Source organism: Mangrovibacterium diazotrophicum, assembly GCF_003610535.1.
In the GTDB taxonomy this organism is placed as follows: domain Bacteria; phylum Bacteroidota; class Bacteroidia; order Bacteroidales; family Prolixibacteraceae; genus Mangrovibacterium; species Mangrovibacterium diazotrophicum.
Map to the genome: position 1 here is coordinate 2,715,058 of NZ_RAPN01000001.1, position 14,579 is coordinate 2,729,636.

Here is a 14,579-nt window from a genome sequence, read left to right on the forward strand (position 1 = left end):
AAGGTGAAACAAATCCGTTGAAGATCTGCTTCACCTCTATGATTAAAAAAAACGTCGTTATCAGACAGTAGCAATCTTAACTACCAGCTTCTTCACCGGGCTAGATTCGTCAACTTTAATGCACGGACGGTGCAGGTCGCCTGTGAAAAACAGGAAATAGGTTTCGGGAGTCGCCAGGTGCAACGGGCCGTCATTTTCGCCATAAAAAATAACATCTTTCTCAGCGTTGTATTCACCCGCATTTGCAGCGTCAGCGATTGGCATAACACCCATCTTTTCTTCACCTGAGATCACATACTGCAAATCGATAAATTTGCGGTGAGCTTCCCATTTCGCGTTTTCCGGCTCCTTAGTATTGTATTCCGAAACAATTGCAGTTACCTCGCCCTCAACCAAAGGGTATTTACCAATTTCCAAAGCGCCGAGGTCCTGTTTCATAAATTCGAAAACAGCTTTCCACAACTCCGGCTTGGCCTGGTATTGCTTGTAAAATTCGTTGACGTCTACCGAGTCATGAAGTTCAAGGCTAACTCCCTGAGCCCACTCTTTCCCGGCAAACCATTCTTTTGTCGTACTCATTTTTGGCATATTTAATTTTCCCCAAAATTAGGGATGTTCTTCCAATCCAATTGCAAGTATCCAATCTAATTTCAACTGAGTCGTAAAAATTGGTTAACAAATTCTAAAATCGAGCTCGGGCTCAATTACTTGTCGAAACTTTTTCTGACATTTGATGTTGTTGCAAAAGGATAGGAGAACAGAAGGGTATGAACGTAGCAGCCATCTTGAAAATACTTCATGTTTACTTATTGGCCACCGTCAAATATTTTTTGACTTTCCCGTATGCCATGCTGATTGGCCTGGATTTTTTGGAAACATTAATCGCCGTTACGATCGGCGGGCTGACCGGATTTTACTTTTTCTATTACACCAGCGGATACCTGATTCGCTTCTATCATCAACACCACGAAACTGTGCTGCACGCCTTGAAAAACTACGTGAAGATTGATTTGTTACACCTTATCGAGAAGAAAGTGGAGAAACCAACTATCAAAATCAATCGCCGGATGCGGACGATTGTCAAGTTGAGAAGTAAATACGGTTTCTGGGGCATCATCATCATGACACCGGCACTGCTAAGTTTGCCAATCGGTGCTTTTTTACTGAAAAAATATTACTCGCGCCAAAAGTACGCGGTAACCTACATGATGCTTTCCATTTTAGGTTGGGCGCTGATTTTCTCTTCCATTGTCATCATTTTCCCCAAAGCAATTTAAAATTGATTTTTCGTTCAATCGCAGGAGTTCCAAATCGGCTTCCTGCCAATGGGGTTTAAACAGCTCTTCCGCTTTTAACCAGCGGGCATTCTGGTGTTCCTGCAAATTCAATTCATCCGAATCAATTTCTGCAACAAACGGAAACAACTGAATTTGTTTGATGCCGTAATCGTGCTGAACAGGAAACAAGAATCCGTGCGGTACGATTTCCAAGTCCAGCTCTTCTTCAATTTCACGCCGGATGCAGGCGAGGGCCGTTTCACCCGGCTCAATCTTACCACCAGGCAATTCCCACTGATCCGGATGATCCGAATGCTTCCCACGCTGAACTGCGAGCAAACAACCGTCCCGAAAAATTAAAGCACAACAAACGTCAATCATAATCGGCTACTTTACGTCAAAAGCTTAAATTTAGACTTTCATCGATAAACTGAAACATGACGACCGAAGAAATCAAACAATTGATTACCGATTGGCCAAACCGCGAACTGATTTTTGAGCATTTCCTGAGAAATGAAGATGATTTTCCGTCGCTGCTGGAAGTTGCCTTCGACGACAGTAAAGCAATCAACTGGCGCGCAGCCTGGATTGTTGACCACCTGAACGAACAAAACAAGCCATTTGTAGCCACTTTCCTGCCCCAAATTATTGCAACAGCTTTGAAAAGCGAAAACAGCTCAAAACTGCGCCATTTCCTGAAAATTATCAGCCTGCATCCGATCCCTCCGGTTTCCGTTGGCTTACTCTTCGATCGTGCGTTCACCATTTTTACAGCGCCCCGCTACCCGGTTGCTGTTCGGGTGCACGCCCTGCAAATTCTCTACAAAATTGCCCGAACCGAAAAAGAGCTGATTCCCGAATTGGTGCAAACCATCGAAAACGAATTGGATCTCCACCCGTCTGCCGGATTGAAATCAAGAGGAAAACGAATTCTCAAAGCCTTGCGCTCCCAAACAGGCTGCTGACCGTCTTACTCGACGATTTTTTTTTCATTTTGTATTCGGCTCATTTTCAATATTCGGCTTAAAAAAACATGTTCTCCAACCTAAAATTTTTCAAAAACCATTTTGAAGATTAAATATTTTCTCTACTTTTGCATCCGTCTTTAAAGAAAAGACACACAATGATTGACCCGTGGTGTAATTGGCAACACGTCTGATTTTGGTTCAGAAGAGTCCAGGTTCGAGCCCTGGCGGGTCAACAGAAAAAGCTTGCAGTGTTCTGCAAGCTTTTGTTTTTTAAGGCAATTCCATTTTGCCATTCTGCAAACAAAAAAGGATCAATCGGAAAATCTCCCAGATTTTCCGATTGATCCTTTTTCTTACTGATATTATTGAATTCGTCTTAATGAACGTCGTTAATTTTACAAAGCAGAGATGCGATACAATCCGGCACCGTGATAGTTGATCGTAGGTGCAAACGCGGAGCCGGAGAAGGTTCCCAAATCGTTGTGTTTCCACAGGTCACGAATAACACATTCTCCCGGAAAACCTAAGGCTTTTAAATCAACAGGTATTGAAACTGCACTGTCATCGTAAGAGGTTGGATCAGTCACCGACACCATAAACTCAACGGTAGCTCCTCCAACTTGGCTGGTTCCTCCAATATCGAGTCCGGCAAATGCTTTAAACCGAATACTATTCGCTGGGATATCATATTGAATAATCGACTGAGAGTGAGTTCCAATTCCATTCTCGTAAACTGTACCTTTTACATTTAAGCTTCCTCCGGAAACACTTTTATTGACAGCAACATTTCCCCAACCGGCAAACGCGCTCTTCCAAGTCAAATCCGTTAGTTTAATCGAATCACCGTTATCCAGATAGATTGTTGGATTGATCCAGTCGGCATGGTCACAGGAATAGTCATCACCACCATCATTCACAATCAGGTATAGCTGAGTACTTCCTTCGGGTAAATCAATATCGATCTGTTCTCCATATCCATCGGTCAGGCGCGATACAGTACCGCTGCGGTAAAGCAGGTTCCTGGTATTTACAAAACCATCGCCTCCGCCGTTAAACAACGCCACAAACTTATCGCCGGTATCCGGATCGTCTGCTGTCCAGCTAATCAAGCCATTCTCGTTAAGCCATTGTTTATTATTTACTGAATGGGCGTGTACATTCAGCACTTCACTGTTGGTTAACAGTGAATTTGTAAAACTATCGTTATCCGGCAGGTTACCGCCAAACATCAACGGCGACTTAAACATCGTCCAAAGTGTCATCAACGTATATTGTTCGTCTGCAGTGAACTTGGTATACCGGTTAGTAGCTCGTTCGCCACGAATAAATTTTCCCATGGGAAGCATATCCGCATCAGGCCAGGCACCGGGTTGAATGTAGGGCGCCCATTCGGCACATTTTTCAAATGAATAGTTCAGCTGCGCCCAGTTATCCCAAAAATCATCGATGGTGCGCCACATATTGGCATTCGCTGCAGCATGTTCATGCTCTTCAACGGGAGTTGCCCCCGGCGACATACTGAATACAATCGGACGTCCAGTTTGATCAATGGCTTTGCGAATCATCTCAATTTCATCCGCATGATAAGGGCGCGACAAATCATCTACTTTGACAAAATCGAGGCCCCACGAAGCATACAAGTCGAAAATCGAGTTGTAATATTCCTGGGCACCTTCCTTGCCGGCAACAACAGTATAGTTATCCTGCAGCCAGGTACACTCCGAAACTGTAGAGTAAATATCGGCTGCTGTTTTCTCAGTTCCTTTTATTGGCATTTTATTGAAGACCGCTTCTTTCGGTACGCCTCGCATGATGTGAATCCCAAACTTTAAGCCTAAACTGTGAATATAGTCAGCCAGCGGCTTGAATCCGGCACCATTGGCAGCTGAAGGGAAACGCGTTGGCGACGGCATATACCGTCCGTATTCATCCAGAATAAAGGTTGAATTGTCGTAGGCGTTGTAATGCCCTGTCGTCTGGTTATCAACATACCAGCGGATATCCACAACAACATATTCCCAACCATAGTCTTTCAGGTTGGCAGCCATGTAATCCGCATTCGCTTTTACCTCATCTTCAACTACCGAAGGACCAAAGCAATCCCAGCTGTTCCAACCCATTGGCGGCGTTATTGCCCAATCATGGAATGAAGTTGGACTTACGTTCTCTTCCTCGGGGAGTATCTCTTCTTCTTGATTGTTTGATGGGGAATAATCAAATCCATCCTGACTTTTACATGCTTCAAAACTGAAGAAAACCAAGACTATAGCAATAATATTTTTAAATAAATACCTATTCATTTTAATTTCGTTTTTTTCAGTTTAAGTAGTTGTTCTGCATTTGATCCGCTAAACTTGCGTTCAACTGACCATTAAAACACCGCTACTACCTAACCTAATGCTTAATAATAATTTTTTTCGTTATTGTTCCTTCAATTGCTGTCAGTCGGAGCAAATAAATTCCGTTGACTAAACTCGATACATCCAGATCGGTATTAGCGCTCGACTGAATGTCGATATTCATAACCACGGCACCACTCATACTCAGCAATTGCAGATTAGAATAATCACGCTTGCTAAATTCCATAAAATTAATGTGCAGAATATCATTCGCAGGATTGGGCCATACCGAAAGATCGGAGTCTTCGAGCACCATATCATACACATCGGTTGTCAGGTCATTGTACAATTCTGTAACCTGCGTACCAGACAACTGGTAATTGTAGATTCTGAAATCATCAATTGCACCACCGAAAAACTTTTTGTTGGACGGATTAACCCCAATATAATTCATCATCGGACCGATATCTGATGGCCTAATAGTTATATCAGCTGATTGCGCCGTCAATTGGCCGTCAACATAAATTGAAGCGCCGGCATCGCCCAAGGCAACAACCACATATGCCCATTCAAGACCTAATTGTGGAGCAGTTAAAGTTTGCTCTATTCCATTATGCTTGATGGCAAATTTCATTTGACCGCTGACCGAAGGTGACAAATACATATACTCATCCTCGCCCAGATTGAAATTGAAGATGTGACGACTAACCGTGTAACTGGCCCTTTGTATCCAGGCGGCAACCGATATTTCTGAATAATTCGCTACATCTTCGGGAAGTTGAATATAATCAGCTGAACCATCAAGAGATATTGCTTGGGTACCTTGCTTGCCGGTCACAAAAGAACCTCCATTTGCAGCAGCATGGTTCAGATTAATCGAGTTATCTTTTGCATCACCGTCGAATTTGAGGTATTCAACCAAATCATTTTCACCGGTTGCAGTCGCAGAAACCTCGTCAGAATAATCCGATCGGTTTAGCGATTGGTCAACTGCACGTATTTTATAAAAGTACGGAACACCAGCCACTGTCGTATTATCAACACAGGATGTCGCATCAACATTCCGGGCGATAGTATTGTATTCCCCTCCTGATGAATTGGCGCGTAAAACATCATAACCGGTCACATCTCCATCCGAACTGGCAGTCCATTCCAATTTAACAGAGGTTGCATTTGCAGTAGCGTTCAAATTCGTCGGAGCTGCAGGTGCCGTAAAATCAACTGTAGCATCAACCTGCAAGAATCGCCATTGCTGGTTAGCACCGCCGTTTTTTTCGTTTTGCTGAATATTCGCACCGGCTGCAGTGCCGTTATCAGCAACTTCTAAACATTTTGCGCTAAACTGGTTACGAATATAAAACCAGCCATCTTCTGCATATTCGAGGTACCATACCTGGTTCAATGATTGTCTTCCATCCCACCAGGCACCCTTTTCCCACAAATGTGCGTTGGCTTCATTATCCAGCGAAGTATTGGAAATATCCAATTGTTTTCCACTTTGAACCCCTTTAATGTTGAAGTAACTGAAATCGCCGCCATTGCGCTTATTGATTGGATTTACGTACCATTGTTGGTAAGTAGCACCATTGCTCTCGTTTTGTTGAACATTTGTGCCATTAGTAGAAGCGCCATCGGCAGCTTCCATCACTTTCCCGCTATTACGGTTTACTAAAATGTATTTGCCATCTATTGCGGGTTGAATATCTTCACCCCAGGTAATATTGATAACACATTCGGCATTGGTATGCAGGTCTGTTTGGTACGTGCCAGGCAATCCAGCGGGCAGTTCAATTGCATAAGCACGCTGAGGTCCGTAACCATCGTAAAATACAGCCTTATCTTTTGAAACAAAACTGAATGTTGTTGTGACCCCCTGACGCTCAGAGACCCCACCGAAAGCTTGTATTTTCCCGTCGGGAGCACGATAAACAGATGCCGCAGTCCAGTTCGGACGATGTTCAGCATAACCGAGTCTGGTACCACCAGGTCTGCTGGCTTTGCAAAATTCTCCGCGGGTATACTCCGCTGTACCCCACCAAATACCAGTTTGCATACCATATTCAACGCCAACCATCGCTTCCATTACATTATGCAACTCGTCATTTGTAGCGTGGTCACCGTTGGCTCTTACGGCGGTATAGAAATCTGCATAATGATCAAAATCTCCTGCCAGCTGATGTGTATTTCCTTCTTCTAAACCAGCAGGGTCTATATAGTTATACCATTCCAATGCATTATCGTCATTCAACGTATTACCTCCGGAAATACGAATATTGTCAAAATTGGAATTATTACTCAGCGAATCAACTATCTCTTTAAAATCATCAATAGTCCCTTGAAGAGTTTCCTTCCAGGCCCCGTTATCATCTGGTTCATTAAAGGGAGAAACGGTAATTACAGTCCGCCCGGCTGCTACGTGCATCGCCCTGGTCACATCAAGGAGCTCTGTCCAATTTTTTGCTTGGTCCGGATTAGAAGGATCAAACATTGGATCCAATTTAGGCCAATCAGAATTCAACACAACTTGAGTCTCCGGATTAAGATATGTGTTAATAATATTTATTCGCAAGTTGGTATTGGTGAGCGCATCTCCTGTCAGTTCACCATTGACAATAGGGTCTGTTGGCATAAATGACGAGCGTATAACATCAACAACATCTTTTCCCATAAACCGGGTTCCCCGAATAATATTAACCGAATCGAGCCAAGCCAGATCCAGCCCCCAGATAATTGGTTTCTCAACTCCTACTTCCGCCAAATTATAATTAACCATACGGTCAGGGATGGGTTGCGTAACCAGAATGTCGCTTGTGCTTGCCGTCTGTGCCTCGACTGAAAAAATTCCCAATCCAAGCAAAAACAGAATTAATGATAGAAGTATAGTTTTCCTCATAAGTTTACGGTTTGTCTTTTGTTTCTATTTCTGAATTACGATGCGTAAAGTATCTTGTTTCCAAACTTGGCTTATTTGGTACGAAACCGTTTGGCACCTTGTTCTGACAAAAAAGGACCATTCAATTTCAGCAAAACAGAGTGCTGTTAAATTTTATTCGATTCGTTATCTGTTTCTACACTCCGAAGTATCCATTCAAGAGCCAAGTCTCTTCTTTGCAATCTAAAAACTTTCAGATGCTTTAACAGGTGGCTCAGTATTTCTCTAACTTTCTGTAAATATCGGCTCATCATTTTCGTGACAATTGAAATAAAAGTACTCGAGGGTAATTTGCATGTTCATCCCTCCAATTGATACCTTTTCTATCTTTAATTTAAATGCACGGGCTACAAAGAGCCCATGCATTTTTCAATTTATAAAAAGCTATTTGCGTATAGTTTTATGCTTTTATTCAAGAATCTATGGATTCATAAGACCGTAGAACTCTAGTTCTGCGACATTACAGTAGCCATCAGGAGCTGTGTAATAGTATATAAACCTATAAGCACTTGTTGTTGAAACCTCTGCAGATGTTAATACTCCCACTACCGGAGTTTCGGTAATGGTATACAACGTCTCGTAAGTTGCACTGGCCGGATCTGTTAAGATAGTTTCGTCATTCGATCCACGTATCTCAGCACCAACAACACGACCTTTCCATTGCTCGTCACGAGGGGCATATTTGAAGGACGTAAGCTGTACCTGGTTACCTGATCCAAAATCGTAACCAACAAACCCGGTAGATTTGTAGGCATCCGGTGCATCAACAAAGGTTGACAGGTTACCATCGAATGCGTCTGCAATTAATCCATTTACATTATCCCACGACCCTGGGTGACCGATGATATCACCTTCCACCAGCACTCCTGTTGAAGGTGTGGTTTCTCCGGTAATCATTTCTCCCCAGAATTCCAGTTCTGCGACATTACAGTATCCGTTTGCTGTGTAAAGGTAAATGTACCGATAGTTAGTAGCCGGTGCTACCTCAGCTTCTGTAAATTCGAGTTTTGACGGTCTTTCAGGAATGGTATAAATTACATCGTAGGTATTCAGGTAGTCCGGATCGTTTGACCCTCTGATTTCGGCTCCTACCAGGCGATCAACTCCCCAGCTTTCCTCGGTATCTCTACGCGCGAATTTCACCAGTCCGAGTTTCGCTTTATTTCCATCACCAAAATCGTAGCCTACCCATCCTTCAGGACCTGGTGCATCGACAAAAGTGTTAAAGTCACCATCAAATGCAGCATCAATCAAACCATTCACATTATCCCACGATCCGGAATGACCAATGATCGTTCCTTCAAGCAAAACAAGTTGAACAGGATCCGCCAGATTAACAGTCTTTGTTGCCACTGCTTCAGTTGTTCCTTCTTCTCCGGTAGCCGTTAATGTAACCGTATAAGTACCGGTTGCAGCGTATGTGTGCGTTGGATTTTCGTCTGTTGACGTTTCACCATCTCCAAAATCCCAAACAACTGCTGTCGTATAAGTTGTTGTACCGGCAAATGTTACAGTCTGTCCATCGACCACAAATGTGATTTTCGCAGTAGGATTAGGTGACTGTACATGAACTGATTTTTGAATGACTGCTGCTTGTGATCCACTTTCACCAGTGATTGTCAGCGTAACTAAATAATCTCCACCTGCGGCGAAAATGTGTTTTGGAGTAACCAAAGTCGATGTTTCTCCATCCCCAAAATCCCAGGCTGCAGATACCCCATTGGTTCCTGCTGGCATGAAGGACAACTCCAGTGGATTGGATGAACTTGCTTCGTAAGAAAAGTCTCCGGTTGGGTCAAGCAGATCATCTTGACAAGCGACATGAAACAATGCGAGGAACATTGCAATCGCCACTAATTTTATATTGTTATTTATAAAGTATTTCATTGCAAATGAGTTTTTGAATCGTTAGTAACCAGGATTTTGTTCCAGATTTGCGTTTTTGTCGATTTCCCATTTCGGTATTGGCATCCAATACATTGCGGGCGCATTAAATAAGCGTTGTTCAACAAGAACACCGGGTTCGTATGTCTTCGTTCCGTTAGGATGCAAAACAATTTCAACCCCAGTTGCATTTCTATTCAGTACATCTTCGGCAATTAACCAACGACGGACATCATAGTAGCGGTGTTCTTCAAAACACAGTTCTACACGGCGTTCATTAACAATGGCATCCCACAGATCATCCCCAGTAGCTGTAACATCAGGCATCTTTGCACGCGCGCGAATTACATTTAAAGCAGTCCGGGCTTCATCTTCCAATCCCTGGTTATAAAGAGCCTCAGCATAATTCAAGTATTGTTCTCCCAAACGGAACCAAATCCAGTTCTTGGGATTCGTAAAGTTCCAACTGTTGGGCACATAGGTTTCATCCATGTACTTACGCACGTTGTAGGATGATTTACTTGTATTCCAGCTATCCTGGCCGTACTTGGTATCCTTTCCACCTCCGGTTATATCACCTGCAGCATTGGCAATCAGGTAAGTCTGAACGTTTCTCTCTCTCCAGGGGTCTCCGTCAGCCAGAACTGTGGCATACAAACGAGCATCGCGATTGGCATACGGATTAGCCTTGTGAACCGGATTATCCCAATCGAACTTAGTTCCGTCAGCCATCTCAAAATCGTCCACAAATTCGGAGATTGGTGTATTTCCACCCCACAGTCCGTAACCATTCGGTCCATTGGTTTGATCCAATCCAGTCAGGTTGTCACCATCGGCACTCAAACCACCTTCACGATCGAAAAGTACTTCGCTGTTACCACCATCAAGGAACAACTGTGTGTAATTTTCTTTCACATCGTCGTATTTTTGATACAGCGCGTAACCGTTGTCCAAAGCAGCGTCAATACACGCTTTGGCAGCATCTGCTGCATTTTTCCAACGATCTGCATCCGGAGCTGAGTAGCCCACCAAAGGATTGACACCTGATTTGTTCATTAGCGGACTCGCGGCATAAAGCAACATTCTGCTTTTTAGGGCCAAGGCTGCTACGCTGGTAGCACGACCTTTGTCGGAACCATCATAACTAGCAGGCAATAGATCAGCAGCTTTATCGCATTCCGAAACAATAAAATCAACGTTGTCTTTATACGAATCACGCGCTACACTTAAATATTCTTCGCGATCGTTTAACGTATATGATTTGGTAATAAGTGGCATTCCACCCCAACGGGCAACCAGGTCAAAATACATTAGTGCACGGATAAATGTCACCTCTCCAACCAAGCGGTCCTTATAGGTTTCATCAGCAAATTCTACTTCATCAATACGTTCGAAGAAAAGATTACAGTTGGCGATATTTCCCCAAACAGTTGCCCATGATCGGTTATCCCATCCCCACCATCCGCCGTTCATACGACCTAAATCAGATGGGTTTACATAACCCTGTGTATATGGTTCACAACCACGAGACCAAGTCAAATAGGTTTCATCAACGACAGAACTTTGCCACGACTCAGTCCATCCATGCCCAACTTGATTGTAACGGGCATTTACAAATGCTTCAACCAATCCGGGATCGCTCCAAACATCCGTTTCTGAGATCTCGGTAAGCGGACTCTTATCTAATATATCTTCCTCTTGACACCCAAAGAAAAAGAGCATTAGTCCTAATAAGAAAGTGTATTTATATATCGTTTTCATTTCAATGACGGATTAAAAGGTTAAGTTCAAACCAAAGTTAAATACTCTCGACTGTGGCGTACTCCAGGCTGCAAATCCCTGACCTCCTTCAGTCGTTTCAGGATCGACGTCCTTTAGACCTGTAAAAGTCAACAAGTTCGAAGCACTCGTGTAAACACGCAAGTCTTTAAAGGGTAAGCGTTGCAACAACCGATCAGGCAACGTATACGAAAGTTCAATATTCTTTAAGCGCAGGTAAGTCGCATCTTTCAGGAAGAAGGTGTTTTTCTGTGCGGTAGAAGTCACCTCCCGATCATAAATACGTGGGTATTTTGCATTGATATTGAGGTGAGTCCAACGATTGTCGAAATAATCTTGTGTAAAGTTTCCGATACTTCCCGATTCGAAGAACAGGTATTGCCAAACATTTGTCGCACCTTGCCACAACATACTTAGCCCAAAATTTTTATAGTTGAAGCCCAGATTTAAACCGTAAACGATTTCCGGAGTTGTTGTTTTGTCTGGTCTGATTTTATCGTTACCGTCAATTACACCATCCTCGTTCACATCGCGGAAAATAAGATCTCCCAGTTTAGCATTACTCAGGTGCGGATTGTTATCCAAGTCGTCCTGAGTTCTGAAAATACCGATTGCATCGTAAAGCACCCAACCTGCACCAATCGATTTTCCAGTTTGCTTTTGCCACTCCAAAGTAGTCGCCGGTTCGTCAAAATACAGGATTTCACTTTTTGCATACGAAAAGTTTGCACTAGCATTGAAGCCTAATTTTCCAAATCGCTTATTGTATCCAAGTACAGTTTCTAAACCTTTAGTTTCACATTCACCGATATTTTCCGCAGGCAATGAAAGTCCGGTATACTGAGGGACATACGACGCTCCACTTGCCAGGATGTCTGTTCTTTTTGTCTTAAACAAATCCAAATCCAAGCTAAAATGTCTCAAAAATTTACTTTCAAAACCGATGTTGCTTGTGGTTGAAACCTCCCACCTCACGTTCGGGTTTGCCGTTCTCACTTGTCTGATACCCGCTTGTGAAACGGGGGTATCTCCGCCCAACAAAGCATTCCAATCGTAAGTATAAGTGGTCAAAAACTGGTATTTACCAATTCTATCATTACCCATCTGCCCCCAAGAAGCTTTCAACTTGAAGTAGTCGATGAAGCTCAAATTTTCCTTCCAGAAATCTTCTTCCGAAGCTCTCCATCCGATAGAAGCACCTGGGAAAAAACCAAAGCGGTGTCCCTTCGGGAAGTTTTCAGATCCATCGTAGCGGAAGTTGAACTGAGCGAGATATTTCTCTTTGTAGCTGTAGTCAACGCGACCAAAATAGTTCATACGCCCTGTTTCACTCGCACTACCGTCATTCTGTGCAGTTTCTTTGTCCCCTGCAAATAATTGTTCGATTGTAGTCGACACAAAATCCTGGCGTCTTCCATATAAATAGTCATACTTACTTTCATACTGTTCATAAGCAACAAAGGCAGACAGGTTGTGAGCATCATTAAATGTTCGGCTGTAGGATAACTTCGCGTTAAGAGTGATACCCAAATTTTGGCTCATACTTTCGTTCAATGCCGCATTGCTGGGACCATATTGTCTGGCAAAGTATTCATCTGAATTCACGTCGTAACCGTACAAGAAAAATGCTTTTTGAAAGTGTTTGTAAAAGTTGTCAGAGCGGTCAATATACATTCCACCATCAAACGCAAGACCTTCTGTTATAGAAGATAAATCCAAGCTGAAGCCCATATCCGCATTCACATATGAAGCGTTATTTTTTTGGTATCCCATTGTTCCATCAGCACAGGTCACCGGGTTAAAATCGTCCTGTGGAGCCAATACCGGCAGTCCGTTCTCCGGCCAACGAATGTTTACACGAGGGTCACCTTTTACCAGGTAGCGCCAGATTGCTTCGGATCCGTAGTGCGGAGAATTACGATCTTCCTGACGAAGAGAGATATTAACAAAAAGCTTGAGGTAATCGGTAGCCTGAACATCGATGTTTGATCTCAAGTTATATTGTTTGTAGTTACTGGCACTGTTGTGATAATAGTTATCCTGAAACTGATAACCGGCCGAGATAAAATATTTCACTTTCTCTGCACCACCGCTAATTGATAGATTGTGTTGTGTTTGAGGCGCAACATTACGAAGTGTTTCATCCATCCAGTTTATATTCGGATAGTTTGTTGGATCGGAACCATCACGAAACTTTTGAATTTGCTCGTCGTTGTAAAGCGGATTACGGCCGTAAATATCGGTTTCAATTTCATTCAAAGCGACCGCATAATCTGCTGAGTTCAACATATCAGGAAGAACGGTCGGTTGTCTCAAACCATAATTCGAACTTAATCGCACAATCGGTTTTCCGGCTTTACCGCGTTTTGTGGTAACCAGAATGACACCGTTTGCTGCCCGCGATCCGTAAATGGCTGCAGACGCATCCTTCAATACAGTGATGCTCTCGATATCGTTCGCATCAATGTTGTTAAAACCACCTGCGCGATCAGCCACCCCGTCAACAACAATCAAAGGACTGTTATCGCCTAAGGTACTTCTACCACGGATCAAAATCTCGGTGCTTTCGTATCCTGGTTCACCAGTGCGGTTATTGGTAATCAACCCCGGAAGTCGGCCAATTAGGGAGTTTGCCACGTTTGGCTCAGGTGTTTTCAATAATTCGTCACCAGCTGTAGAAACAACAGAACCGGTAACAGTAGCTCTTTTTTGGGTACCGTAACCAATCGCAACAACCTCATCAATACCTACCAATCCTTCCTGCATGGTCACGTTGATTATCGATTGGTTGCCGACCAAAACCTCTTGTGACTCCAAGCCGATGAAAGAGAATTGTAATGCTGCACTTCCCGGAACATCTGTAATGTTATAATTACCATTCATATCTGTAATTGCTCCCTGTGCTGTGCCTTTCACCACTACAGTCACCCCGGGTAAAGGTTCTCCCGACGAATCGGTTACTTTACCTGTCACTTTTCTTTTCTCTTCCTGCTGTGAATTATTCGATCCTTCTGTTGTGAGTACTATTTGCCTATCCGAAATAACGAAACTTACATTTGTTCCTTCAAACAAATCTTTCAATACAGACTCAAGTTCTTCCTGATTTGCGGAAACGGACACAATCCGGTTGACGTCTATCAGGTCTTTATTAAATAGAAAATAGTATTTCGTTGAATTTTCAATCTCATTAAGAACATTAAGTACCTTAACATTATTGAGTTGGAGAGTCAGCTGAGTTCGCTGCGAATAGGACTTACCTGCAAAGCCTTGCAGGGCAAAAACCAGTACAAGAAACACACTGAGTTTCATAATCTTCAATACTTTTAACAAGCCTCGGGTATTACCCCTAGCCATTCGATTTTTTTTCATAAATTTGAACGATTAAGTAGTTAAATTTTTT

9 protein-coding genes and 1 tRNA gene are annotated in these 14,579 nt (G+C 43.1%); 3 read left to right on the plus strand and 7 right to left on the minus strand.

Features of this window, described 5'->3' with window-relative positions; all coding sequences use genetic code 11:
- Positions 1 to 60: 60 nt before the first annotated feature.
- Complete coding sequence (locus BC643_RS10715; RefSeq protein ID WP_170154524.1) at positions 61 to 579, minus strand: YhcH/YjgK/YiaL family protein; 519 nt, start codon at positions 577 to 579, stop codon at positions 61 to 63.
- Positions 580 to 767: 188 nt separating this feature from the next.
- Here BC643_RS10715 and BC643_RS10720 point away from each other — a divergent pair, with 188 nt between their 5' ends.
- The gene (locus tag BC643_RS10720; RefSeq protein WP_120273083.1) at positions 768 to 1,277 is read left to right on the plus strand and encodes a hypothetical protein; all 510 of its coding nucleotides are present in this window, start codon (positions 768 to 770) and stop codon (positions 1,275 to 1,277) included.
- Here BC643_RS10720 and BC643_RS10725 read toward each other — a convergent pair.
- Positions 1,221 to 1,658: an NUDIX domain-containing protein gene (locus tag BC643_RS10725; RefSeq protein ID WP_120273084.1), complete on the minus strand. Its 438-nt coding sequence runs from the start codon at positions 1,656 to 1,658 to the stop codon at positions 1,221 to 1,223. The two genes, BC643_RS10720 and BC643_RS10725, sit on opposite strands and share 57 nt — an antisense overlap.
- 56 nt (positions 1,659 to 1,714) lie before the next feature.
- Here BC643_RS10725 and BC643_RS10730 point away from each other — a divergent pair, with 56 nt between their 5' ends.
- Both BC643_RS10730 and BC643_RS10735 read left to right on the plus strand, forming a co-directional pair.
- Complete coding sequence (locus BC643_RS10730; RefSeq protein ID WP_120273085.1) at positions 1,715 to 2,242, plus strand: hypothetical protein; 528 nt, start codon at positions 1,715 to 1,717, stop codon at positions 2,240 to 2,242.
- Between the two features lie 163 nt (positions 2,243 to 2,405).
- Positions 2,406 to 2,478: transfer RNA gene (locus BC643_RS10735), tRNA-Gln, on the plus strand.
- Between the two features lie 162 nt (positions 2,479 to 2,640).
- Here the strand turns inward: BC643_RS10735 and BC643_RS10740 are convergent.
- The 5 genes from BC643_RS10740 to BC643_RS10765 form a co-directional block, all read right to left on the minus strand.
- On the minus strand, positions 2,641 to 4,545 hold the full coding sequence (locus BC643_RS10740; protein ID WP_120273086.1) for an NPCBM/NEW2 domain-containing protein: 1,905 nt from the start codon (positions 4,543 to 4,545) through the stop codon (positions 2,641 to 2,643).
- A gap of 94 nt (positions 4,546 to 4,639) precedes the next feature.
- Positions 4,640 to 7,477, minus strand: coding sequence for an RICIN domain-containing protein (locus BC643_RS10745; protein WP_120273087.1), 2,838 nt, complete (start codon positions 7,475 to 7,477; stop codon positions 4,640 to 4,642).
- 459 nt (positions 7,478 to 7,936) lie between these two features.
- Positions 7,937 to 9,403 carry a PKD domain-containing protein gene (locus BC643_RS10755; RefSeq protein WP_120273089.1) on the minus strand — a complete coding sequence of 489 codons (1,467 nt, stop codon included), beginning with the start codon at positions 9,401 to 9,403 and terminating at the stop codon, positions 7,937 to 7,939.
- Positions 9,404 to 9,424: 21 nt separating this feature from the next.
- Entirely contained in the window at positions 9,425 to 11,161 is a 1,737-nt protein-coding gene (locus BC643_RS10760) for a RagB/SusD family nutrient uptake outer membrane protein (RefSeq protein WP_120273090.1), read from the minus strand.
- 12 nt (positions 11,162 to 11,173) lie between these two features.
- Complete coding sequence (locus BC643_RS10765) at positions 11,174 to 14,548, minus strand: TonB-dependent receptor (RefSeq protein WP_120273091.1); 3,375 nt, start codon at positions 14,546 to 14,548, stop codon at positions 11,174 to 11,176.
- Between the last annotated feature and the right edge of the window lie 31 nt (positions 14,549 to 14,579).

Excerpts from the sequence above, each read along its gene's own strand:
- BC643_RS10715 (WP_170154524.1), bottom strand. The coding sequence starts at position 579 with ATGAGTACGACAAAAGAATGGTTTGCCGGGAAAGAGTGGGCTCAGGGA.
- BC643_RS10720 (WP_120273083.1), top strand. The coding sequence starts at position 768 with ATGAACGTAGCAGCCATCTTGAAAATACTTCATGTTTACTTATTGGCC.
- BC643_RS10725 (WP_120273084.1), bottom strand. The coding sequence starts at position 1,658 with ATGATTGACGTTTGTTGTGCTTTAATTTTTCGGGACGGTTGTTTGCTC.
- BC643_RS10730 (WP_120273085.1), top strand. The coding sequence starts at position 1,715 with ATGACGACCGAAGAAATCAAACAATTGATTACCGATTGGCCAAACCGC.
- BC643_RS10740 (WP_120273086.1), bottom strand. The coding sequence starts at position 4,545 with ATGAATAGGTATTTATTTAAAAATATTATTGCTATAGTCTTGGTTTTC.
- BC643_RS10745 (WP_120273087.1), bottom strand. The coding sequence starts at position 7,477 with ATGAGGAAAACTATACTTCTATCATTAATTCTGTTTTTGCTTGGATTG.
- BC643_RS10755 (WP_120273089.1), bottom strand. The coding sequence starts at position 9,403 with ATGAAATACTTTATAAATAACAATATAAAATTAGTGGCGATTGCAATG.
- BC643_RS10760 (WP_120273090.1), bottom strand. The coding sequence starts at position 11,161 with ATGAAAACGATATATAAATACACTTTCTTATTAGGACTAATGCTCTTT.
- BC643_RS10765 (WP_120273091.1), bottom strand. The coding sequence starts at position 14,548 with ATGAAAAAAAATCGAATGGCTAGGGGTAATACCCGAGGCTTGTTAAAA.